The 21,346-nt window shown below is 62.2% G+C and carries 16 protein-coding genes and 1 pseudogene; 5 read left to right on the top strand and 12 right to left on the bottom strand.

Annotation, left to right across the window (positions count from 1 at the left end):
- The 7 genes from C1722_RS05650 to C1722_RS05620 all read right to left on the bottom strand — a co-directional run.
- The coding region (locus tag C1722_RS05650) for a 4Fe-4S dicluster domain-containing protein (RefSeq protein ID WP_102378379.1) at positions 1-697 on the bottom strand (697 nt) is incomplete at its 3' end.
- Between the two features lie 75 nt (positions 698-772).
- Complete coding sequence (locus C1722_RS05645) at positions 773-1,429, bottom strand: TorD/DmsD family molecular chaperone (protein ID WP_102378378.1); 657 nt, start codon at positions 1,427-1,429, stop codon at positions 773-775.
- Positions 1,430-1,520: 91 nt separating this feature from the next.
- Complete coding sequence (locus C1722_RS05640) at positions 1,521-3,746, bottom strand: molybdopterin-containing oxidoreductase family protein (RefSeq protein WP_102378377.1); 2,226 nt, start codon at positions 3,744-3,746, stop codon at positions 1,521-1,523.
- 1 nt (position 3,747) lies between these two features.
- On the bottom strand, positions 3,748-4,569 hold the full coding sequence (locus C1722_RS05635; RefSeq protein WP_102378376.1) for a 4Fe-4S dicluster domain-containing protein: 822 nt from the start codon (positions 4,567-4,569) through the stop codon (positions 3,748-3,750).
- Positions 4,570-4,870: 301 nt separating this feature from the next.
- On the bottom strand, positions 4,871-5,290 hold the full coding sequence (locus C1722_RS05630; protein WP_244412363.1) for a PaaI family thioesterase: 420 nt from the start codon (positions 5,288-5,290) through the stop codon (positions 4,871-4,873).
- Positions 5,291-5,308: 18 nt separating this feature from the next.
- Positions 5,309-6,685 (bottom strand): hypothetical protein, encoded by a 1,377-nt coding sequence (locus C1722_RS05625; protein ID WP_146040610.1) that lies wholly within the window; start codon positions 6,683-6,685, stop codon positions 5,309-5,311.
- Between the two features lie 294 nt (positions 6,686-6,979).
- Entirely contained in the window at positions 6,980-7,591 is a 612-nt protein-coding gene (locus C1722_RS05620) for an NUDIX hydrolase (protein ID WP_102378373.1), read from the bottom strand.
- Positions 7,592-8,049: 458 nt separating this feature from the next.
- On the opposite strand from C1722_RS05620, the gene C1722_RS05615 reads away from it, so the two are divergent.
- The gene (locus tag C1722_RS05615; protein ID WP_102378372.1) at positions 8,050-8,667 is read left to right on the top strand and encodes a hypothetical protein; all 618 of its coding nucleotides are present in this window, start codon (positions 8,050-8,052) and stop codon (positions 8,665-8,667) included.
- 142 nt (positions 8,668-8,809) lie between these two features.
- On the opposite strand, the gene C1722_RS05610 is transcribed toward C1722_RS05615, so the two are convergent.
- Together C1722_RS05610 and gltX are read right to left on the bottom strand one after the other, a co-directional pair.
- On the bottom strand, positions 8,810-10,021 hold the full coding sequence (locus C1722_RS05610; RefSeq protein WP_244902455.1) for a 4Fe-4S dicluster domain-containing protein: 1,212 nt from the start codon (positions 10,019-10,021) through the stop codon (positions 8,810-8,812).
- Positions 10,014-11,513: a glutamate--tRNA ligase gene (gene gltX / locus C1722_RS05605; RefSeq protein WP_102378371.1), complete on the bottom strand. Its 1,500-nt coding sequence runs from the start codon at positions 11,511-11,513 to the stop codon at positions 10,014-10,016. Before gltX ends, C1722_RS05610 begins: the two co-directional genes overlap by 8 nt.
- 935 nt (positions 11,514-12,448) lie before the next feature.
- Between gltX and C1722_RS05600 the strand changes: the two genes are divergently transcribed.
- Positions 12,449-13,186: a hypothetical protein gene (locus C1722_RS05600; RefSeq protein WP_244902454.1), complete on the top strand. Its 738-nt coding sequence runs from the start codon at positions 12,449-12,451 to the stop codon at positions 13,184-13,186.
- Between the two features lie 426 nt (positions 13,187-13,612).
- Here the strand turns inward: C1722_RS05600 and C1722_RS05595 are convergent, their stop codons facing one another.
- Positions 13,613-15,427: a flavocytochrome c gene (locus tag C1722_RS05595; protein WP_102378369.1), complete on the bottom strand. Its 1,815-nt coding sequence runs from the start codon at positions 15,425-15,427 to the stop codon at positions 13,613-13,615.
- 234 nt (positions 15,428-15,661) lie between these two features.
- Between C1722_RS05595 and C1722_RS05585 the strand changes: the two genes are divergently transcribed.
- The gene (locus tag C1722_RS05585) at positions 15,662-17,233 is read left to right on the top strand and encodes a response regulator transcription factor (RefSeq protein WP_102378367.1); all 1,572 of its coding nucleotides are present in this window, start codon (positions 15,662-15,664) and stop codon (positions 17,231-17,233) included.
- Here C1722_RS05585 and C1722_RS05580 read toward each other — a convergent pair.
- Together C1722_RS05580 and C1722_RS05575 are read right to left on the bottom strand one after the other, a co-directional pair.
- Positions 17,230-18,000 (bottom strand): lipoprotein intramolecular transacylase Lit, encoded by a 771-nt coding sequence (locus tag C1722_RS05580; RefSeq protein WP_102378366.1) that lies wholly within the window; start codon positions 17,998-18,000, stop codon positions 17,230-17,232. The two genes, C1722_RS05585 and C1722_RS05580, sit on opposite strands and share 4 nt — an antisense overlap.
- A 6-nt stretch (positions 18,001-18,006) precedes the next feature.
- A complete protein-coding gene (locus C1722_RS05575) occupies positions 18,007-19,422 on the bottom strand; it encodes an ATP-grasp domain-containing protein (RefSeq protein WP_102378365.1) in 1,416 nt (471 codons plus the stop codon).
- 320 nt (positions 19,423-19,742) lie between these two features.
- On the opposite strand from C1722_RS05575, the gene metK reads away from it, so the two are divergent.
- Both metK and C1722_RS17320 read left to right on the top strand, forming a co-directional pair.
- The gene (gene metK, locus C1722_RS05570) at positions 19,743-21,005 is read left to right on the top strand and encodes a methionine adenosyltransferase (protein ID WP_102378364.1); all 1,263 of its coding nucleotides are present in this window, start codon (positions 19,743-19,745) and stop codon (positions 21,003-21,005) included.
- A pseudogene (locus tag C1722_RS17320) lies at positions 21,002-21,280 on the top strand (primosomal protein N' family DNA-binding protein); the annotation flags it as partial. The gene metK and the pseudogene C1722_RS17320, both read left to right, overlap by 4 nt.
- Positions 21,281-21,346 lie beyond the last annotated feature (66 nt).

The raw sequence follows: 21,346 nt of genomic DNA, 5'->3' as shown, positions 1-21,346 counted from the left end.
CCGCCGCGGCGGGGTTGAACGGGGGAGCTTCGGTTTCCTGGCGCTCTCGGTCGGCTTTGGCGGACCGGTAGTAGTTCTCCGTGATGAGCGCCTTGGCATCCAGATTGCGCGTTCCGAACCCGTAGTACAGCGATGAGCCGGGTACGGGCGTGCATCCGCGTTCTGCGATGAAGGCGCTGACGGGGCTTGCGGGATCGTCGAGATCCCCGAATGCGCGGACGCCGGCGATGCAATCGCTCACGCAGGCCGGCTGAAGGCCGTTGTCGATGCGCTCGAAGCAGAAGGTGCATTTGTCCGCCACGTTGATCGGCTGCATGCCTTTGGCCTCGTAGGGTGCGGGGCTGTTCTCGCCGTAGTGAAACCCATCGCGCACGTTAATCGAGCGGGCACCGTATTCGCAGGCGGTTATGCAGACGCCGCAGCCGATGCACAGCTCGTGATCGACCACGACGATGCCGTCGTCTCGTTTTTTACTCGCGCCCGTCGGGCAGACGTCGACGCAGAGCGGGCTTTCGCAGTGGATGCACGCGTGGGCGAAGAATGCGAGATCGCCTTCGGGCCATCGACCCCATTCGAGCATGTCGACGCTGTTGCGGGATGTTCCCGGCCGCAGGGCGTTGTTGAGTTGGCACGATACGACGCACGTTTGACATCCTATGCAGTGATCCATATCGATGGCCATCCCGTATCTCGTCATGACAGCCTCCTCCCGCAATCGCTGCCGCAATCTTAACACAACAGGCGTCGTGCCTTCGGCGGCTGCGGGCCCATTCTAGCCGAGCAGCGCGTCGAGGTAGGAACCGTCCTCTTCGAGGAATCCCGTTAGAAACAGCGCAAGCCCCCGGTAGAACTCGGTTCGCGCGTAGGCTTCCATCGTTTCCGCGAAGGCGGGAACCCAGTTGTTCAGGTGGTTTGCAAGAAACGCCCGCTGTTTCGCCAGAAGTCGAGCGGCTTCGGTTTCATCTTCGCGCCGCAGTGCTTCGGCCGCCCGAAGGCAGAGCGTCTGCTCGAATTCGAGCTCGAGCGATACGTGGTCTTCCGGAAGGGTCCACGAGGGGCTCTTGTCGAGCCCCTCTTCGCGATAGGCTGCGAGCGCGCGGTCCCGTGCATCGCCCATGGTCGTCCGATCGGGTGCGGTGTGCACGGATTCAAAGGGGTAGGGCGCGTTAGCCGTGCGCGCCGTTCTCACGATGAAAAGCCGTGCGAAATCGACCGCGAGCTCGCGGATCGTGTCCGGTCGTTCTTCGGCAAGGTACGCGCGCATGAGGCGCGACCCTTCGTCGATGGCGTCGGAGCTTGTTTCGTCGCCGAGGGGCAGATTGCCCAACGCCTCGAGAAGATCCTCGTCGACCTCCCGGTTGAAAAGCCGTGCAAGCAGACCGTAGGTAGCCCCGCGGTCTTCAAGGGCTTCGATTGGGTTCGTGTGCATGATGGTCCTTCCTCGGACTTTCGGGCGATGCGGTGTTGGCGCGAAGCCCCGAGTCGCGCAGGGCGCCGCTCGGGGCTCGGTCGTGTGCGGGTTAAACCTTCTCTATTTCGCAGAGCGCATCCTTGAACGTCGGAAACCCTGAGATCGGATCGAATACGCGGTCGATGAGCAGGCAAGAATTCGCCTGTTCCCATCCGTGGAGGATCTCGACGTTACCGGGATGCATCATGTTGGTGATGGCAACCTTGAACCGGACTTCTCCGAACTGGTTGTAGATTCGCACCGTATCGCCCTCCTCGAGGCCCCGCGCTTCGGCATCCTCGTGGCTCATGTTGACGATGGGTTCGGGCATGAATTGGCTGAGCCACGGCGTATGGCGGTACTTACTGTGCACGTACCACGGCACGCGGTTTCCGGTGGTGAGGATCAGAGGATACTGCTCCAGCAGTTCGGGTGTGGAAACCGGGCTGATGTGCGGTTCTTCGTAGACGGGCAGGCCCTCGAAGCCGAGCTGTTCGAGCAGGCCCGACTTGAACTCCGCCTTGCCCGACGGGGTGGAAAAACCGTTTTTCTCGTACTGCTTCGGCGACCATTCGCCCGCCATCGGCAGCTCGTAGACGCCGGGCAGCGCATTTTGGATATCGTCGACCGTCGCACCCGACCCGCCGGCGTCGAGGTAGGCCTGCATGGCCGCTTTGAGGTCGCCGTGGAAGCATTCCTCCTCAAACCCGAGCGCGCAGCCCAGATCGAGCAGGAACTGCCAATCCTCGCGCGCTTCGCCTGCGGGTTGCATGGCGGCTTGGCTCCCTATGATGCCGTTGGGCTGCGACTGGAAGGGGGCGACTCTCTCCCAGCAGACGGCGGCGGGAAGCACCATATCCATGTAGTCGTGCGTCCAGGGGTTGAGGTGCATGTCGACGGCAACGGCGAAGTCGAGCGTCGAGACGGCTTCTTGGACGAGCTGCGTTTGAGGGAAGTTCATGAGGTTGGTTCCCAGAAACACGCCGGCGTGGATGATGCCGTCGTTGATGTATTCCAGAAGCCCGTTGTTCTGGTAGTACGTCGACATGGCCGACCAGACCGGCCAGCGGTCGACGCCTGCGCGCTGATCGAGCAGCGGGCCGGAGAGGTCGGTGAGACGGAATTCGGCATCGGCCGTGCCGGTTACGCCCGGAGTGAGCTTGCGGCAGCCTTCGCGATCCCAATACCCCATGAGCGCGAGGAGCAGCGTGATTGCGCGGGTGCTCTGCACGCCGTTGGAATGATGCGTGGTCGAATGGGGACTCACCCACATGGTACCCTGCCCGGCTTCTGCCCACATGCGGGCGGCTTCCCGGATCTGATCGGCGGAAACCCAGGTGATCTCCTCGGCCTTCTCGGGGGTGAACTCCGCGACGTATTCTTTGTATTCGTCGAAGCCTTCGGTCCAGTTCTCGACGAACTCGTGGTCGTAGAGATCCTCCTCGATGATCACGTTCGCCATGGCGAGCGCGAGCGCCCCGTCCGAGCCGGGTCGGGGCTGCAGGTAGAGGTCGGCGAGCTGTACGGCGGTCGGGGTCATGCGGGTGTCGATGACGATGTACTTGCAGCCTGCCTTCTTCGCATCGAGCATGCCCTTGTAGGCGGTCGGCTGCGGGTAGAGCGACCAGGCGATGTTGGAACCCCATTGCAGGTGCACTTTGGTTTCGGGGCTCGGCATCGTGGTTACCGTCGCGCCGTAGCAGAGGATGCCCGACATGGCCAAGGCGAAAGCGCATTGCGCGCCGCCCCACGATACGTTGGGCGTGCCGAAGAGCGCCGCGACGCGCTGGAATAGGGGCAGGTGCTCCTTGGGATCGCCCGAATGGAAGGTTACCGACGGCGCCCCGTAGGTTTCTTTGGCCTTGTTGAATTCCGCCGCGATGGTCTCGAGCGCTTCGTCCCAGCCGATGCGCTCCCATTGGGGATCCTCTCCGATGCCCTTTGCGGGATTGGTCCTTTTGAGGGGATAGAGCAGGCGGTTCGGATCGTACAGATACTGTAGGCTCGTGAGGCCTTTGAGGCACGGCTTGGGCTTGGAATGCTGCTCGTTGCCCTCGACGCGTACGAGCTTGCCGTCTTGTACGGTGCCCTTCAGCCCGCAGAACACCGATTGGTTGCACATCGGGCAGGAGGTGTACACGTAGGTCTCGTCGCCGTCGCCCTCGGACGCAAGGGCCTTCTCGGGCGATACGGCTTCGAGTCCGCCCGCCATGACGGCGGCTGCCCCTAGGGCGGTTGCGCCGATGAAGGAGCGGCGCGATAGCGTACCGAGCGTGGAGTTGACTTTCGTTGCCATGTTATTCGCCGTCCTTTCCGGAAGCGCTCATCGGTGCCTTCTTCTTTCCATGGCTGTTGCCTGCGGCAAAGCCGATGCCGGCTGCCGCTGCGGCCACTGCGACGCCCGCAGCGCCCACCACGGCGATGTTGACGCCCTGCTGTTCGCCCTGCGGCTGTGCGGACGGTTCCTCGAGCATGATGGAAGGCACGTTCGAGACGTTGGTCATGAGCACCTCGCGAAGGCTGATGTCGCGGTCGCCCTTAACATAATACACGGATGTGCCGCGAGGCGCCTCGGCGCCGTTCTCCTCGATATAGGCGTTGATCTCGCTTTGCGGATCGTCGAGGTCGCCGAAGATGCGCGCCGCGTTAGGGCAGGCGCCGACGCAGTGGGGCATGAGGCCCTCGTCGACGCGTTCGGCGCAGAAGATGCATTTCTCGGCTGTGTCGGCATGGGGCGTTCCGTAGGACTCGTAGGGCGCGGGCTCTTCGGCACCGAAGTACCAATCGCTGCGGAAGCTGATGGTGCGCGCATCGTACGGGCAGACCATCAGGCATGCGCCGCAGGCCAGACAGGTGTCGTAGTCGACGGTTACAATGCCGTCTTCGCGCTGCGCGCTCGCGCCCGTTGGACATACGTGCACGCAGGGTGCGTTTTCGCAGTGCATGCAGGCGTGGGGAAGGGCGAAGCGATCGCCTTCGGGCCAGGTGCCCGTTTCGATCGTGTCGACCTTGCTCCAGGCTACGCCCGGCCTTTGGTTGTTGTTCATTTGACAGGTTATGACGCAGGTTTGGCATCCGGAACACCGCGTCATGTCGATTACCATGCCGTATCTCGACATAGTATCCCCCTTTCACTGAGCGGAAGGTTCTCATCGTCTTTTCATACGCCGCCTCGATCTACGGGATGGGTCGAGGCGCAACCGAATATCGAGTGCGAAGCGAACATCCCTTTCGCCCACCCCTAATATTCTATATTTATATTATTATAGAACTATAGAATAATCAAGACGAAATACGAAAGATTATGCAGCGTGCGATTCGGGTGATTCGGGTGAAAACGAAAACGCCCGCCAAGGAACGGCGGGCGTTGGATGCGAACGCGGTGTGCGTCTGGCGCATTATGGCGACGCGATCGGGGCGTTATCGATAGCAGGTGGCGGTCATCTTGGCGACGCATCTTCCGAGGTCGTCCTCGACGGTTACGGTGTAGAAGCCGAGCGAGCGACCCGATCTGTCGGCTGTGCAGGTGGCGATAAGCCGAGAGCCTTTCGCCGCCGAGATGAACTCGATGGAATTGCTGACCGAGACGGTGGGCGCTTCGCCGACGTTCGAGGCGATAGCCAGTGCGAAATCGGCGAGGGTGAAGATCGCGCCGCCCATGACGTTGCCCATGGCGTTGCGGTGGACCGTTTCGATCGGGCAGGCGCAGACGGCGTAGCCCTTGCGCGCTTCGACGATCTCGGCCTTGCATGCCTGCGTGGCGAACCGATCGTCGGCGAAGAACGCGCGCACCTCTTCGAGCGACGCGCCGTCGGGTACCATGGGTGCTTGTTCGGACATCGACTCGCTCACCGATCCTTACGAGGAAGCTTCGACGGGGGTGAGCGTCACGGCGTACGCTTCGACCCACTGTCCATCTTCCACGGTTATGGTGTGGCTTCCGCCTTTGGCGGCGTAGTATTCGTCGGTGATGCTGTCGTCGTCCCACTCGAGGTCTTTCATGATGTAGGCGGCCGCTTCCGCCGAGGCGTTGAGCGCCGCGTCCTGCTCGTAGGTTACGGTGTACGTGCCGGCGGGGATGTCGGTGCCCACCAGGTACAGGCCGCTCGAGTACGGGGCGGTCGGCGCGAACGTCGCATCGGCGACGGCCATCATGTGCTGGTCGGCTGCGGGAGAGAAGACGATGATGTCGCCCTTCTCGAGGTCGGCGTAGTAGTTGCCGAAGTACACGATCGATTCGTTCATTTCGTAGCTGTCGACCGCATCGTCGTTGGGCTCGTACAGGCCGTAGCGCCCCTCTGCGGTCGGATCGCCTTCGATGAAGTAGCGCCCGGGCTCGATATCGACACCCACCTCGTAGATGCCGTTCGAGATCATGCCGTTCTCTATCGTGTTGTCGTAGAGGTCCTTGTTTTCCATGATCTCGGAGTAGCTGTACGTGAACAGCGAGGAATAATCGTCGGGGTCGTATCCGTATTCGTCGCCGTAGTTGTAATTGTAATCATAGATGTCATCGTAGGGGTAGTTGTAGCTGTAGCTGTTCGATCTGCCCGAGTCGGCCATATAGGCCGTGCAGGCTACGCAGCCCACGCATCCGCCGAGTCCGAGCAGGCCGATGAGGATGCAGCCGACGAGCACCCACGGCCAGACCTTCCGCTTCGGCGGTTCCTGCCCCGAAACGCCATAGGGCTGGTATGGGGGCTGCGGGGGTTGCGGCGGTTGGTAGCCGGCTGACCCCCCGTAAGGGGGCTGCTGCGGCGGTTGGTACGGCTGGCCGTAGGGTTGGCCGTAGGGCGGTTGGCTGGGGGATTGGCCGTACGGCTGCTGGGCGTTCTGCTGCCCGTACGGTTGTTGCTGGTAGCCGTACGGGTTTTGCGCCGGGACTCCGTACTGCTGGGTCGGAGGCTGCGGTATGTGCTGCGTATAGCCCTGGGGCATGGCCTGTCCGACCGGAGCCGTTTGCTCTTGTGCGGCTACGGGTTGCTGGGGCGTAGCCTGTCCTTGGAACGTATCGTTTGCCGCCTGGGGCTCGGGCGGCATCGGCGGCGTGCCGTACGGGGAAGGCGGTGCGGCCGGAGGCGTCTGCTGCGCCCCGTCCGCAGTATCGCAATCCTGGGCAGCGATAGGCTCGGGGATCGGTGCTTGGGCGGGTTCTGCATTCGGGTTGGTCGGATCGGCGGGAATGCCGGTGCTTTCGGGCTCGGCGTTGTTGCCGTCGAGGTTCTGGTCGCTCATCGTATCTCCTTGCGTGTTCTGCATGGGCGGATCGAGTGCTTTTTTGACTGCCAAGCATGATATCACAGCACATTGCTGGACTTCCGACCGGCGAACAAGGCTGCTCATAAAGCGCATCGTCGACACAGGCATTAAGGAGATCTTAAGTCGGACGGCGGGCAAGCTCGTCGACATGCTGCGAGCGGGATTTCGCGTAGGGGGCATCGGTCCGCCTGCGTACGTGCGCCAATATGCCCGCGCGCGTACGCAGGCATGTTGGCGCACGGAGGATCGCCGGGCTTTGGGGTTCGGGGCTTACCCGAGGTTGACGGTTGCGAGCTTGTCGATGAGCTTGCGATAGATGCGCTCGGCTATCCACGGTTCGGTCGAAAGGCCGATCGCGTTGTCCAGCTCGACCCATTTCACGCCGCTGTTCTCGTCCGGCTTGATGCGCAGCGGTTCGTCGGGCGACGCGATTGCCAGGTACGTGACGTTCAAATGCAGGTGGGAGCTCACGTATTCTCCGCGCTTGACATGTCCGTCGACGGTGAGGACTTCAAGCGAGTAGATGCCGCAATCGGCGAGTCGCGCATTCGCTACACCCGTTTCCTCTTCGAGTTCGCGCAAGGCGACCGCCGCAAGGTCGTGTTCGCCGTCGGCGTGTCCGCCGATCCACGACCAGGAATCGTAGATGTTGTGATGGACCATGAGCGTTCGGGTCTTGCGGTGATCGATCGTCCATATCGAGCAAGCCATATGGGCAAGCGATGAACGGTCGAAGCAATCGGGATCCGAGGCAAGCTGCGCGAGGATGACCCGCTTGTCCGCTTCCTCCTGCTCATTGAACGGCTGATAGCCAAGGATGTCGTTATAAAGGGGTAGGACGCATGCGGCGATAGATGCTTGCGATCGCTTGAAGTGCCCCATGGAAACCCGGTCCTTTCCGTCCCTTTTACCGATGCTGCATTGCGGTAAGTATACGCTTTTCCCCGTCTGACGGAACCCTGTCCGGCATGCTGCGCAACCGATCGGAAGGTGCTTGCATGCGGCTGCCCGCACGGTCAAATGAGATGATTCTATCAAGATGCCCTCTTGCGGGATCGGATGTATTCTCGCATAAGATATACTGGTAATGCGATCAGGTACAGTGCCGATCGCCAGTGGGTTTTACTCTTGGGCGTTTTTCGCTCGGGCGCGCCGCCCGAGTTCATCTGTCCGCACGGTCGTGCGGTTTTGAAAGCCTTAAGTCAGGACAACCGTGCATCGATCCGGGAACCGGACGATTGCGTACGCTCGCACCTTGTGCGGGCGACGGTGGTGCGCGCGATTCCGAGGCGCGTTTGCCCGCTGATAAACCGTAGGGAAAGAGAGGATCAACGCAACCTATGAACCAAACGCAGCAGATACGCTACATGGATTGCATCACCGGGAAAGCGGGCGCCCCGCACGATAAGACGGGCAAGACGGTTTTTCAGATCATGATGGTTTTCTTCATGGTCACCGTTATGGTCACGTTCAATTGGAACCTTCACACCGACGACCATTCGCCCTTGCACTTCGCGCTCTCCCTGTACGAATACCCCGTCATTTTCATTCTTGCGCTCGCCGTGCGCTTGTTCGTTGCAAACCCGATCATCGGGCCCCTTATCGACAACGTGGTGGCGAAACGCCTCGAAGGAACCGTGCGATCGGTTGCCGTAACGCTTGTGAACGTGCTGTTCATGGGTTCGATTATGGGGCTGTTCGGACTGACGGTGACGGGCGGTTTGTCGAGCATCACCTGGGATCATTACGCTTCGCTGTACCCGGCTACATGGATCGCCGCATTCCTGTTCAACTTCTTTATCGTCGGGCCTCTGGTGAAGATGCTCTACAGCGGCTTCGTCGCTCCGGCGATGGAAGCGTACCGAAGCACGGCGAAGGAGAAGCGCGTTTCCGCAGCGCTGCGCGCGCTGGTGGGCAAGAAGGCGCTCGTTGACGGCAGCCAGGGAGAATCGATCTAAGGCGGCGCGCTCCTTTCGGCCGTCGCATCTCGACCTGTTCGCTCATGAAGCTCCGCAATCATCGACGCGGCCCCGAAACGATCGGGGCCGCGTTCGCTTTTTCTCTGCAAGAGACGGTTTGCCGTCCGTCGTGGCGGCCGGGCTATTCTTCCGCGGCGTCTTGGGCGCTCGCATCCGTGTGCTCGGCGGCAACGATAAGCACTTCGGCCGTGGCCTCGATCATGTCGATGGCGCCTTCGGGGCATGCTTCGACGCAGATACCGCAGCCGATGCAATAGCGTGCGTCCATGGCGAGGATCCCCGTTTCGGGATCGGGGAATCGCGCTCCGGTCGGACATGCCTTCGTGCATTCGAGCGCATTGGTGCACCGCTCGCAATCGGTTTCCGAGAGGTACACGGGAACGCGCGGTGCGATCGCGGGCTTGCGGTCGATCGCTTCGAGCAGCAGCTGCCGTTTGGGCGTCATGGTCTTCTTCGTGAGGCCCATGGGGACGAAGTCGTTGAACACGTCGTCTTCGGCAAGATTGAGCCGTGCGATGGCTCGCGCCCGCTCGCGGCGTTCGTAGAACTGCTGGAGCACCTCGGAGTTGCGCAGGCGGCGCTTGCCCGAGGCTATGTCGCCCACGTCGCCCACCAGATTGGTGAATGCGGCGCGGCGGTCGACGCCTGTCGGGTTTGCGAGGTTTTTCAGGAGCTGTTCCTTTTCGGGGATCTCCTTGGAGAACAGGACCTTCTCGCCCGTCCACGCCTCCGCCGATTCGATGGCGTGGGTGTAGAGCATCTCGGCCATTTCACCTGCCCGCTCGCAATCGGCGCAGTAGCTTAAGTCGCAGGCGACCTTGACCTTGATGTTCTCGGCAAGAACGAGCGTCCAGATTTCGGGGGAGAGGCACGCCAGACACGGCAGCACAACCACATTGGCGGCGGGTTCGAGGCCCGGGAAGATGTTCTCCTTGCAGGTGAGATACACGTCCTCGCCGCGCAGGGCGATCCGGCGGATGCGGGCGTGCAGGTCGATCATCGTGATGCGCGTCGAGGAGAGCGCATCGCAGATGCCGAAGCAGATGCCGCAGCGCGTGCAGAGCGACTCGTCGATCGTGGGCAGCTCCTCCTCGGAAAACCCGATGGCCCCTTTGGGGCACGCTATCTCGCAACGGTTGCATGCCGCGCCCTTGTGGCGGACGCAGTAGTCGCGTACGACGATCACTTTGCTCGGCGCTTTGCGCGGTTCTTCGCCTGTCTCCTCGCGTTCGAGCTCTTCGGCCATGGCCGCATCGAACGTTTCGTCGGACATCGCGCCGGATGCGTCTGCCCCCGCTGCGGCTTCGAGGGTTTCGTCGCGTTCGCTAGCCACCGAACACCTCCGCGATCGTCTTGTCGATGCGGGCGAGCACGTCTTCGCGATCCAGAAGCTCGATGCTTTCGAACAGCGGCGGCGATACCATGTTGCCGCACACGGCTACGCGCAAGGGCTGGAAGACGAGCTTCGCCTTCATGTCGAGGGTTTCGGTGAGCGCGCGGCACGCCTCCTGCAAAGGCTCGCATTCCCAGGGGATGCTCTCGTCGGCAAGGACGGCCCGGCAGCCGCGCAGCGCTTCCTCGGCGCGGGCGCCTTCTTTGGCAAGCACCTTGGAGACGCTTTTCTCGTCGAGCTGCACGTCGGCGCCCCAGAACATGTAGGCGAGCTTCTCCTGCGTTTCGTCGAGCCGCACGAGGCGTTCGGCCACGAGCGGGTAGAGCGCGAGATACCACTCGGGGCGGGCCTCGATGTCTTCAAGCGTGGCACCGGCCCTGAACAGCCACGGCAGCGACGCCTTGAACCACTCGTTGGGGCTCATCTCGCGGATGTACACGCCGTTCATCCAATCGAGCTTGGTCTCGTCGAACACCGCGTCCTTCTTGGTAACGCGGTCGAGCGAGAACTCGCGGGTGAGCACCTCGCGGGGGATGATGGTGGTTTCGCCGTCGAGCGACCAGCCCAAAAGCGCGAGGAAGTTCACGAGCGCATCGGGCAGGTAGCCGCGCTCGCAGTACTCTTCGACCGAGGTCGCCCCGTGGCGCTTCGAGAGCTTCTTGCCGTCGGGCCCAAGGATCATGGAGAGGTGCGCGAACACCGGGGTCTCAAAGCCGAGCGCCTCGTAGATGAGGATCTGGCGCGGGGTGTTGGACAGGTGGTCGTCGCCGCGGATGACGTGGCTGATCTGCATGTTGGCATCGTCGCATACGACGGCGAAGTTGTAGGTGGGAGTGCCGTCGGTGCGCACGAGGATCATGTCGTCCATGACGTCGGCGGGAAAGCTCATGGGTCCGTACACCGCGTCGGTGAACTCGATGGTGCCGCGATCGTCGGGAACCCTCAGACGCCACACGTGAGGCTCTCCCGCCTCGATGCGGCGCGCGGCCTCGGCTGGGTCGAGGTTGCGGCAGGTGCGGTCGTAGCCCGCGTAGCCGCCCTCGGTCTTCTCGGCGGCCTCGCGCTTGGCGTCGAGCTCTTCTTTGGTGCAGAAGCACGGGTAGGCGCTGCCGTTCGCCTTGAGCCGCTCCAGGGCCTCGGCGTAGGTGTCGGTGCGCTGCATCTGGAAGTAGGGGCCCAGGGCGCCGCCCGTTTCGGGGCCTTCGTCCCAGTCGAGTCCGAGCCACTTCATGGCGCGAAGGATGATCTGGGTGTTCTCCTCGGTGGAGCGTTCGGGGTCGGTGTCTTCGATGCGCAGGACGAACGTGCCTCCCGTCGCACGTGCAAACGCCCAGTTGTAGATTGCGGTCCGCGCACCGCCGATGTGCAGCATGCCGGTCGGGGAGGGCGCGAAGCGAACGCGTACGGGTCGGTTCGAAGGGGATTCGGTCATCGGGGGTCGTTTCCTTTTCTTCTGGGTTCTGTCTTCAGGGCTCTGCAGGTGAGTCGGTTCTCATCTTGGTTTCGCCTATTTTACTGCAAGAACGCCCTCCGAACCACAGCGCCCGCTCGTCTTCGCTTTTTCGGCACGCGTTAAGCGGCGGGAAGCGAGCGGGCGTGGCGGGATGCGCTTGGCAGTATGCGCCAGGGCATGCGTCAGGGCGTGCCCTGGCGTCCGCTCGTCTCTGCCCCTTTGCTTATCCGGGTTTTGATTTCGGCCACCTCGGGTTTCGTCGCCGAGGATTTCGATCCGCAGGTTTTTCTTCGATGTGTTGCGCTTGGCGATCGCTGGCGGAATGGTTGGCTTTCGTGCGCATCGAAACCGCCTGATCGTGGCTTTGCAGTCGTCAACGCATCATTGTGGTTCCTGCTGCGGGGCGCGAATCCTACTGCCGAGTGTGCAAAAATGCAGCATTTCGACGTTTTTCCTGCGACTTGGTTCATGCGAGGTGCTAGAATCTCCCGTACGCAGAGCCAGTGCAAGCGCCCTTCGCCATGCGAGGCGGCCCGTTGTGGAAGCGATGCCCTCGTTTTCTGTACCACGCTTGCAAGATCCTCTCAAGCCCAAGGGCGGGAGGAGGCTCTATGCCTGTTTCGGATTCTCATGCGGCGACGCCCGCTTCACCTTCGTGCACGACAACGGATCAGCGGGTTTATTTTGGGGGCAGAACGGCTCTGCAGATAATGAGGATGGCGAATCCTCGTGACCTTGCTCCGGCGATCGGCGCGGCACGCGCTCTGCCCGATCGGCCGCCGCGTAAACGTCAGATAGAAGATACGATCAGGTACGCGGAATCGGCCTATCCGGGCCTTTCCATAGAAAGGCCCGCGCATGTTTTGGTCGGCAGCTCATCGAGATGCGGGTCGTCGATCGCATGCAGTCAGCACGTGTGCTCATCGCGCCTTGCGGGCACGTCGTTTTACCGTTTCGGCAGCGGTGCCTACATCAGCACCCCAGCCCTTGCCTTTGTGCACGAGGCTCTGTGGGGAGACGGCATGATTTCCTTTCTCGAGCTTGGATACGAACTATGCGGGACATACGAGAGCCAGCGAACGGGGGTCGCGACGCGCTATCAGGTGGAGCCCCTCGTGTCGCTTCGCGCGCTGCACACCTACGTGTCCATGAACCCATCCGTAAAGGGAGCGAAGAAAGCAGGGCGCGCGATCCGCTATCTTGCCGATGGCTCGGCTTCGCCGCGTGAAACGAAGCAGGCCCTTGTTCTGGGCCTTCCCATGATGTACGGAGGTTATGGCCTGGGCATCCCCCGTATGAACTACGAAGTGCGCGCGAACGCAGCGGCGCGGGCGATATCGGGCAAGTCGAGTTTTCGCTGCGACCTGTGTTGGCCCGAGTGCAAGCTCGATGTGGAATACCAGAGCAAGGAATGCCATGAGGGGGAGGCCCGCAGGATTTCGGACTCGAGAAGAACGAATGCGCTGATGGCCATGGGTTGGACGGTGGTCTGCATCACCAACGACGAACTGGACAGCTTTGCTGCAACGGAGGCGATAGCGCAGACGATCCGCAGGCACCTCGGAAAGCGATCGGAGGTTTACGTTTCGGATTATCACGCAAGGAAGCTGAGGCTCAGACGGCAGTTGGGTCTTCCCGTCGACCGTTGGTGAAGTCTCGAGGGCTCCCGTTACGGGTTTTTCTTCTTTATGTTGCATTGGCCGCCCTGAATAGCTCTTCCAATCACCGTCTTCTTTTTCACCATCAGGGAAAACGTTATGCGTGACGCATGGAAGCAGAATCGGGTCGGAGGTTTTGCTTCCCAAACGCAGCACAACGAAGAAAAACCCGTAAAACGGAGCCGCTTATGCTCGGAAACGCGATCTCGGTTGAAGGTGCGCCCTGGAAGGTGCGCCCTGGGAGGTACGTTGCCGGAAGGTACGCTGCCGGAAGCTCCCGGCCCCGGAGGTTCGCTGCCGAAATCGCCCCCGGTCCCAGAATCGCCACTGGAAATGCGGCGGCGATAGGGGAGACGCGCCCGGAAGCGCCGGACTTGGAGGAATCCGGCGCTTCCGGGGCGGGACGGCTAAGTGTCGCTGCTACGATGCGAAGTTGGCGGCGTTTTCGCCGGCGATGCGGCCGAACGTGTAGATGTCGGCCATCGAGGTGGAGCCGAGGCGGTTCGTGCCCATCTTGTGGCCTGCGACCTCGCCCGCAGCGTAGAGCCCGGGGATCGGCTCGCCCGCCTCGTCGAGCACTTCGGCGTCGACGTTGATGTGCAGGCCGCCCATGGTGTAATGGACCGCCGGCTTGCACGTGAATATATAGTAGGGGCCCTCCTCGATCGGCACGAGGTCGGCACGGAAGTTGAAGTCCTCGTCCTTGCCTTCTTTGCAGAACCCGTTCCAACGCTCGATGGTCTTCTTGAGCTCTTCGGCGTCGATCCCGAACGGCTCGCACGCTTCCTCGATGGTGTCGGCGGTGGCGATCAGGTTGCGTGCCGTCAGGTTCTCGTACTCGTGGATATGGGTCTGGACGACGCCCGTCTCGTCGGCGGCGTCCTGCGTGAACAGCTCGTAGGCGACGCCGCCCGTTTGGGCCACGATGGCCTTCGAGATGACGTCGCGGCGGTCGAGCTCCTCGACGAAGCGGTCTCCCTCTTTGTTGAACATGATCGTGCGGCCCTCGAGGCGCAGGTCGTCGATGTAGATGAGCGCGCCCGTTTCGACATCGCACACGGGGTAGGTCTGGATGTATTCCATGTCGATGAGCTCGGCTCCGATCGCCGACGCCATATCGAGACCTTCGCCCATCGCGCCGACGCAGTCGGTCGAGCCGATTTCCTTGCCCATGTCGGCGTTGTACTGCGTGCGCTTCTCGACATTCGATCCGAATCCGCCCGTGGTGAGCACGACCGCCTTCGCTTTGAACTCGTACGGCTCGCCCGTGACGGTGCTTTCCGCCTTGACGCCAGCGACCGCGCCGTCCGAACCCTTGACGAGCTCGGTTGCCTTCATGTAGTCGACGAGCGTGATGTTGTCGAGCTTCTTGCAGCGCTCGGTCAGGGCCGTCGTCATGGCGTTTCCGATGTGCCCCTTGGGGATGATGCTGCGCCGCACGGAATGCCCGCCGAAGAACAGAAGGTTGTTCTCCCAGGAGACGCCGCCCTCGTAGGTGAGCCACTGCGTTGCGTCGAGCACGCCGTGGGCTATCACGTTTACGAGATCGGGGTCGCCGATGTAGTCGCCGCCTTTGAGCATGTCTTCGGCGAGAAGCTCGGGTGAGTCCTCGATGCCCTCGCGTTCCTGGATCCAGTGGTTCGGGGCGGCCATCTCGCCGCCGGAAAGGGCGGTCGAGCCTCCGCGCACGCCGAGCTTCTCCAGGAAGATGACTTTCTTATCGAGGCGTGCGGCGGTGATGGCGGCAGCGAACCCCGCTCCGCCCGATCCGACGACGATCACGTCGGCTTCCGTCGGCAGGTCGTCGGGCACTGCGGGCGTTGCATGGCCGTTCTTCTTGAAGTCGCTCGCCTTGGCTCCCGACGCGTCGATGGCATCGCTGACCGCCTGCATGAACGCCATGCTCGTGAGCGAAGCACCCGAAACGGCATCCACGTCGAGCGTTTGGTTCTCCACGATGAGGTTCGAGAGCGTTTCCATGGCGACGTCGCCGATGCCGAGCGTCTCGTTGGACGAGAGTACGGTGATGCGGTCGATCGCGCCGTCCTTCATAACGACTTCGATGTCGAAGTTCCCGTGCTTTCCCATGCCGCTGCCGACGTAGGCTCCGTTAGCGGCGGACGAGGATGCCGCCGACCCTTCCGAAGAAGGGGAGCAGCCCGCGAGAGCGAGCCCGCCGCAAGCTGCTGCCAGTGCCGAGCCGGTGAGAAAAGAACGTCGTGATAGTGCTTTCATGTGATTCCTCCTTTGTCTGGGTGCCTGCGCCGCATCTGCCTGGATCGGCGCGGGCTGGTGAAGCGGGCGGCCTCATCGCCTTCGATGCTTCCCTTGCCGCCGATCGCAACCTTATGCTCGGCGTCGGCAGTCGTCCATTGGCCCTGGGGGTTAAATGCATAACCCCCTTGTAACCCCTTGATAACAAGAAGCGTTTCGCTATGATTGAGGCTCGTGCGAGGCATGGGAGGACGGATGCGCAGGGTGATTGCTTCGGAGCAGAATCGGTCGGGAGAAAGCGGGGCGGGGTTTTCGGGCGAGGGCGTCGGCTCGGGAAGGGGAGACGCGCCGCACGACGACTCGCGCGAGCGCGAAGGCGGGCTGCTGTCTCAGTGGCGCACTATGCTCAAGATCGTCGGATCGATCCCGTTCGCCTTTCTCGGCGTGGGCATCTACCGGGCATGGCTCGCGACGTTTTTCAGATACGAGGCGTTTCCCACGATCGGCTTCGCGGATTACGCCGTGTTCGAAGGAGCCATCGCCGTGGTGTCCTTCGCCTTGGCGTTTTCCTCGCGGCGCGTGGTGCCTCTCTGGTCGAACCGTACCGCCTCGATCGCGACGGCCGTGTCGCTTGTGGGAGGCTCGGCTCTCATCGTGCTCGATTGCTTCGCGCTCCAGACCGGTGCGGTCAAACTCGCTGGCTTGGCGCTCGCGGGAGGCGGGCTCGGCTCGCTCATCCTCATGTGGGCGGAGTTCTACGGCTCGCTCAATCCGATGCGCGTGGCGCTCTACCATGCGCTCGCCATCATGGTGGGGTGTGCAATCAAATGGGTGTTCATGGGGCTGTCGGCGCCGTACCTCGCCTTTTTCGCCATCGTGCTGCCGCTCGTCTCGCTCGCGCAGGTCCGCTCGAGCATGAAAAGGCTGCCCGAAAGGGATTTGCCGCACAAATACGACAAGGCCGAAGGAGGCGCTGCGTTTCCCTGGAAACCCGTTCTGCTCATGTCGGCCTGCACGTTCGCCTGCGGCTTCGGCACGCTTCCCATGCAGACGCTCGGTCCGGGCAATACGCTCGGGGTTCTTCTGGTTACGGCACTTGTCGTGATCGGCGTGCTTTCGGAGTCGAAGTGGTTCAACTTCGATACGATCTACCAGCTTGCGTTTCCCTTGTCCATCATCGCGTTTCTGTTCGTGGCGCCTTCGGTAGGCGCGAACTCCGTGGTGATGGCCGCCTGCTACGATGCGGGCTACACCATGCTTTCGATGTTCATGATGCTCGTGCTGAGCAACATCACCTACCGGTTCGGCATCAGCGCCGTTTGGATCAACGGGATAGAGCGGGGGATACGCTATCTCGTCGAGATAGCCGGGTGGGCGCTGTCGGCCACGCTGCCCCTGCTTGCATCCTCGTCGGTGGTCTCGGGGATATACACGGGCATCGCGCTTGTGATGATCGTGGTGTTCGTGGTGGTGTTCTTCACGGAGCGGGGCCTTTCGGCCAAGTGGGGCGTGAGTCTGCACGGGGGCGGCTGTGTCGACGGCGCCATGTCGTCGAGCCGTCTTGCCATGCGAGTTTCGGACGTCTCGAAAGAACACAATCTGACGCCTCGCGAAGAGGAGGTGCTTCAGCTGTTGGCAAGGCGGGAATCGCCCTCGCAGATCGAGAAGAACCTCTACGTCGCCCACGGTACGCTCAAAGCCCACATCAGCCACATCTATCGCAAGCTCGGCGTCCACAGCCGCGAAGAGCTGTTCGAGATGCTCGAAGAGGATTCCCCTTCTCGCGAGGACGACGGGGGCGTTTCTGCGGTGCTGCCGCGCGGTTAGGCCTTCGCGCTTCGCCTGCCTTTGACCGCCATGCCGACGGCTATCGCCACCGCGCTTGCAACGAGCGTGGCGGCGAGCCAAACCGCTCCCATGCCGATCCAGAAATCGGGCGGATACATGCAGATGAGAAGAGAATCGGCTGAAAACGTCCAGGTGCCGTTCGCGAAGAAGAGCGAGTGGAACGCGGCGAAGAACCCGTTGAAGTCGACGATCACCCATGCGGCAAGCAGGGCGAATGCGACCACGACGACGATTGGCGCGGCGACGAGCGTGAGTCCCGCGCGCCGTCTTCCGCCGACGAACCCGAGTGCGGTCAAGCTGGCGAGCGCTACAATGGCACATCCGACGAGAACGGGTACCGCCGTCGAGATGACGGCGTACACGTCGTCGAGATGCGAGAGCGCGTCTGCGGGCAGGGTATAGCGCTCGGAAGCGCCTGCGAGCGCTATCGAGGGGTCGTCGGAGTCGGCGAGCACATCGGGCGCTTCGAGCTCGGCAGCGGCCATGATCTGCTTGAGCACGTCTTCGCGCGGGATGCCGTCGACCGTGTAATCGCGTGTGGCGACCGCCAGATCGATGAGCGTGCCCTTCGAGTACGGCGAGACGTCGCTTGCGCTCGTTGCCTGCGAGAGCATCGCGGTCGTGGGGCGTGCGCAGCAGGCGGCGAGCCCTACGGCGACGAGCGTGACGGCGAGTGTGACGGCGGCGACGACGGATAGGACGGCGGCAAGGGCTCCGCCTCGACGCGGCGATTTCGATGATGCCATCCGAGCTTACCGGCCTTCCGTGTCAGACGGGTCGTTTTCGGCGGTTTTTTCGGCATCGACCCAGATGGTCGCCGCCGTAATGCCCGCCATGTCCTTCGAGATGGTGGGGCGCGGCCCCAGGCGCGAGAACACGCCCTGGAACGTGCCGTTGTACAGATAGAGACCCGAGAGGTTGTTGTACGGCGCGCTACTCGTTCGCTCGCGCACCTGCTCGTCGGTCATTTCGGCGATGTGCGTGTCGGGCGGCAGCGTCGCGGTCTTGTACGGTGTGATGTAGCGCTGCACGAGGAAGGGCTCTCCTGCGGCGCCGTTGGCGAACCGGTCGATGAGGCGGTTCCATTCTTCCTCGTCGACGTAGGCGCCCGCATATACGTCGTCGGCGCCGTAGTGGTCGGTGGGCTTGATGATCCACTCGTTTTTATTGGCGCGAATTTGGTCGAGATTGGCATGTTCGTCGTCGAGAAACGACGTTGTCGGAATCGTCTGCTCGATGAAGTCGATCTCGTCGGCGTCGAGCATCTCGACGGTTTTGGGATGGAACAGCGCCTCGAATATCTGCTTGTCGTGTACGATGTGGCCGGCGAAGCTGCCGATGAGGGCAACCTTTTCGGCGCGAACGGCTTCGATGAGGCCTTGGGATTCGTCCCAATGCTCGATGACGTCGTTGGTGACGCTGCGCCGCCAGATGGCGTCGACGCGTTTTCCATCCGAGCCCACGAGGGCACTCCCGTCGAAAGAGAGTTCGCGCACATCGTAGATGCTGCATTCGACGCCGCGCGCCTCGAAGAGGCCTGCAAACACTTTGAACTCGTCGATGACGGCGTTTTCAAGGTAGTCGCAGATGGCTACATGCGGGTTGTCGACGCGGTGCTCGTAGGTTGCGTATATGGCGAGGAATTCGTCTACCCACGATTCGAACAGCTCGCAGGGTTTGACGGCATGGTTCTGCGAAAAGCGCTTGAAGCTCTCCGAGCCGAGCAGGGAGTTCGTGATCTCGCGATTCTCGTTCATGCCCGACGAGCCGTCGGCGTTGAACTCGCAAAAGCCGATACGGTAATCGTCCTCGTCGAGGAACACGTCGACGCGGGCGAACGGGAGCAGTGCATCGTAGCCGCGCGGGAGCAAGATGAGCTCTTCGAGACGCGGGTCGAATGAGAAGATCGTGCGGTATTCGGGGTCGTCGAGGTAGCGCTGCATGACTTTGACGAGGATGCGGTGCGCGGTTTCGGCCGTCTGCTTGAACACGTCGTAGGTTCTCGCGTTGAAGAGCCTCGGCACAAACGAGCAGGCGACGACTTCGTGGTGCACGATGGCCGTGGACGACTCCATGTAGGAGTATGCGGCGCGACGGCTTTCCACATCGCCCTCGAGTCCGTCGAGGATATCGAAGTATTCGCTGGTGTAGTCTGCATTGGTGGACATGGGCAGATCCTTCGTATGCGGGTGGTTTCTTTTCCGAAAAGTGTACCATGCCCGATCGCGCCCCATGGGGTTTCGCGCACGACAATCACAGTTCGGTTGCTCGAATGTTTATTGCGTCCGCTTGGCTTTCGCGGGCTTTCCCGAGCCTTGCGTCCCCTGTGCTTTTGGGTTACCATCGATTGGCTTGCGGCCGAGTCCGCGAGCACTTCGTACGTACCCGTTTTATCAAGAGCCGGGGAAGAGAGTTGGCTCGAAGATCCCGGCACCAACCTGGCGCATGAGCCAAGGTGGTCCTGCCGACACCGATAGGAGAGGAATTCATGGCAAACCAGCAATCATCGTATTTGTTCACATCCGAATCCGTAACCGAGGGTCATCCCGACAAGGTATGCGATCAGATATCGGACGCGATCCTCGACGCGATCCTCGAGAAGGAGATCGAGCTTGCCGATGCGGGTTACGTGGCTCCGGGCGGCATGCCCGCCGATCCGGCGGGTGTGCGCTGCGCGTGCGAAACGCTTGCGACGACAGGGCTCGTCATGGTGACCGGAGAGATCCGCACCCAGGCCTACATCGACATCCCCTCGATCGTGCGCGGCGTCATCGCCGACATCGGCTACAATCGTGCGAAGTTCGGCTTCGACAGCGAGACCTGCGGAATCATGAACGCCATCCACGAGCAGTCGCCCGACATCGCGCTCGGAGTCGATACGTCGTGGGAGGCGCAGAGGGGCGTTGCGGGCGACGAGTACGACAAGGTGGGCGCGGGCGATCAGGGCATGGTGTTCGGCTACGCCTGCAACGAGACCAAGACGCTCATGCCGCTGCCGATCTATCTGGCCCACCGCCTCGCCGAGGAACTTGCCCGCGTGCGCAAAGAGGGCGTGATGCCGTATCTGCGCCCCGATGGGAAAACGCAGGTGAGCGTGCGCTACATCGACAACAGGCCCACCCAGGTGGAGAAGATCGTCGTGTCGACCCAGCATGCCGAAGACGTCGAGCACGAGGCTTTGCGCCGAGAGCTTATCGACAACGTCATCATGCCGGTTTGCGAGCGCGAGGGCGTAACGCTTGCCGAGGATGTGGAGATACACGTGAACCCCACCGGTCGTTTCGTTATCGGCGGCCCCATGGGCGATGCGGGTCTCACCGGACGCAAGATAATCGTCGACACCTACGGCGGCATGGGCCGCCACGGCGGCGGCGCGTTTTCGGGCAAGGATTGCACGAAAGTCGACCGCTCTGCCGCCTATGCCGCCCGGTGGGTGGCTAAAAACGTCGTGGCCGCCGGTCTTGCCGACCGATGCGAGATCCAGATCGCCTACGCCATCGGCATGGCGAAGCCCGTCTCGGTCATGGTCGAGACGTTCGGCACGAACCACGTTTCCGAGGATGCGATCGTCGAGGCCGTCGGCAAGGTGTTCGACCTGCGGCCCGGCGCCATCGTCGACGCGCTCGACCTGCGCAGGCCGATCTATCGCAAGACCGCCGCATACGGGCATTTCGGCCGCGAGATTCCCGAGTTCACGTGGGAGCGGACCGATCGCGCAGCCGAGCTTAAGGATGCTTGCGGGGTCTCGTGAGGCTCGCGCAGATCATACTCGACATTCCGACGCAGTCACTCGATTCGGCCTATACCTATGCAGTGCCCGACGAGCTTGTCGACGCCGAGGTGGGCTGCGCGGTGCTTGTGCCCTTCGGCAACCGCCAAGCTATAGGCTACATCGTCGGCCTCGAGGAGGTCGACGAGGCCGATCCGTCGGCGTTTGCCGCCCTCGGGCTCGATCCCGATCGGATCCGCGCGGTCCAGCGGGTGCTCTCCCGTTCGTATTTCGACGAGCTGGGTGCCGCGTGCGCCCAGCATATGAGCGAGGAGTACATCGCGCCGCTCTGCTCGTGCGTGCGCCTGTTCACGCCGCCGGGC

The organism is Raoultibacter timonensis, from assembly GCF_900240215.1.
Taxonomy (GTDB): domain Bacteria; phylum Actinomycetota; class Coriobacteriia; order Coriobacteriales; family Eggerthellaceae; genus Raoultibacter; species Raoultibacter timonensis.
The sequence above is the reverse complement of the archived record's forward strand: the minus strand, read 5'-3'. Positions and strand labels throughout refer to the sequence as shown.

What these genes read in the sequence shown, in the direction of transcription:
- C1722_RS05645 (WP_102378378.1), bottom strand. Translation starts at nt 1,429, where the DNA reads ATGCACACGAACCCAATCGAAGCCCTTGAAGACCGCGGGGCTACCTAC.
- C1722_RS05640 (WP_102378377.1), bottom strand. Translation starts at nt 3,746, where the DNA reads ATGGCAACGAAAGTCAACTCCACGCTCGGTACGCTATCGCGCCGCTCC.
- C1722_RS05635 (WP_102378376.1), bottom strand. Translation starts at nt 4,569, where the DNA reads ATGTCGAGATACGGCATGGTAATCGACATGACGCGGTGTTCCGGATGC.
- C1722_RS05630 (WP_244412363.1), bottom strand. Translation starts at nt 5,290, where the DNA reads ATGTCCGAACAAGCACCCATGGTACCCGACGGCGCGTCGCTCGAAGAG.
- C1722_RS05625 (WP_146040610.1), bottom strand. Translation starts at nt 6,685, where the DNA reads ATGAGCGACCAGAACCTCGACGGCAACAACGCCGAGCCCGAAAGCACC.
- C1722_RS05620 (WP_102378373.1), bottom strand. Translation starts at nt 7,591, where the DNA reads ATGGGGCACTTCAAGCGATCGCAAGCATCTATCGCCGCATGCGTCCTA.
- C1722_RS05615 (WP_102378372.1), top strand. Translation starts at nt 8,050, where the DNA reads ATGAACCAAACGCAGCAGATACGCTACATGGATTGCATCACCGGGAAA.
- gltX (WP_102378371.1), bottom strand. Translation starts at nt 11,513, where the DNA reads ATGACCGAATCCCCTTCGAACCGACCCGTACGCGTTCGCTTCGCGCCC.
- C1722_RS05595 (WP_102378369.1), bottom strand. Translation starts at nt 15,427, where the DNA reads ATGAAAGCACTATCACGACGTTCTTTTCTCACCGGCTCGGCACTGGCA.
- C1722_RS05585 (WP_102378367.1), top strand. Translation starts at nt 15,662, where the DNA reads ATGCGCAGGGTGATTGCTTCGGAGCAGAATCGGTCGGGAGAAAGCGGG.
- C1722_RS05580 (WP_102378366.1), bottom strand. Translation starts at nt 18,000, where the DNA reads ATGGCATCATCGAAATCGCCGCGTCGAGGCGGAGCCCTTGCCGCCGTC.
- C1722_RS05575 (WP_102378365.1), bottom strand. Translation starts at nt 19,422, where the DNA reads ATGTCCACCAATGCAGACTACACCAGCGAATACTTCGATATCCTCGAC.
- metK (WP_102378364.1), top strand. Translation starts at nt 19,743, where the DNA reads ATGGCAAACCAGCAATCATCGTATTTGTTCACATCCGAATCCGTAACC.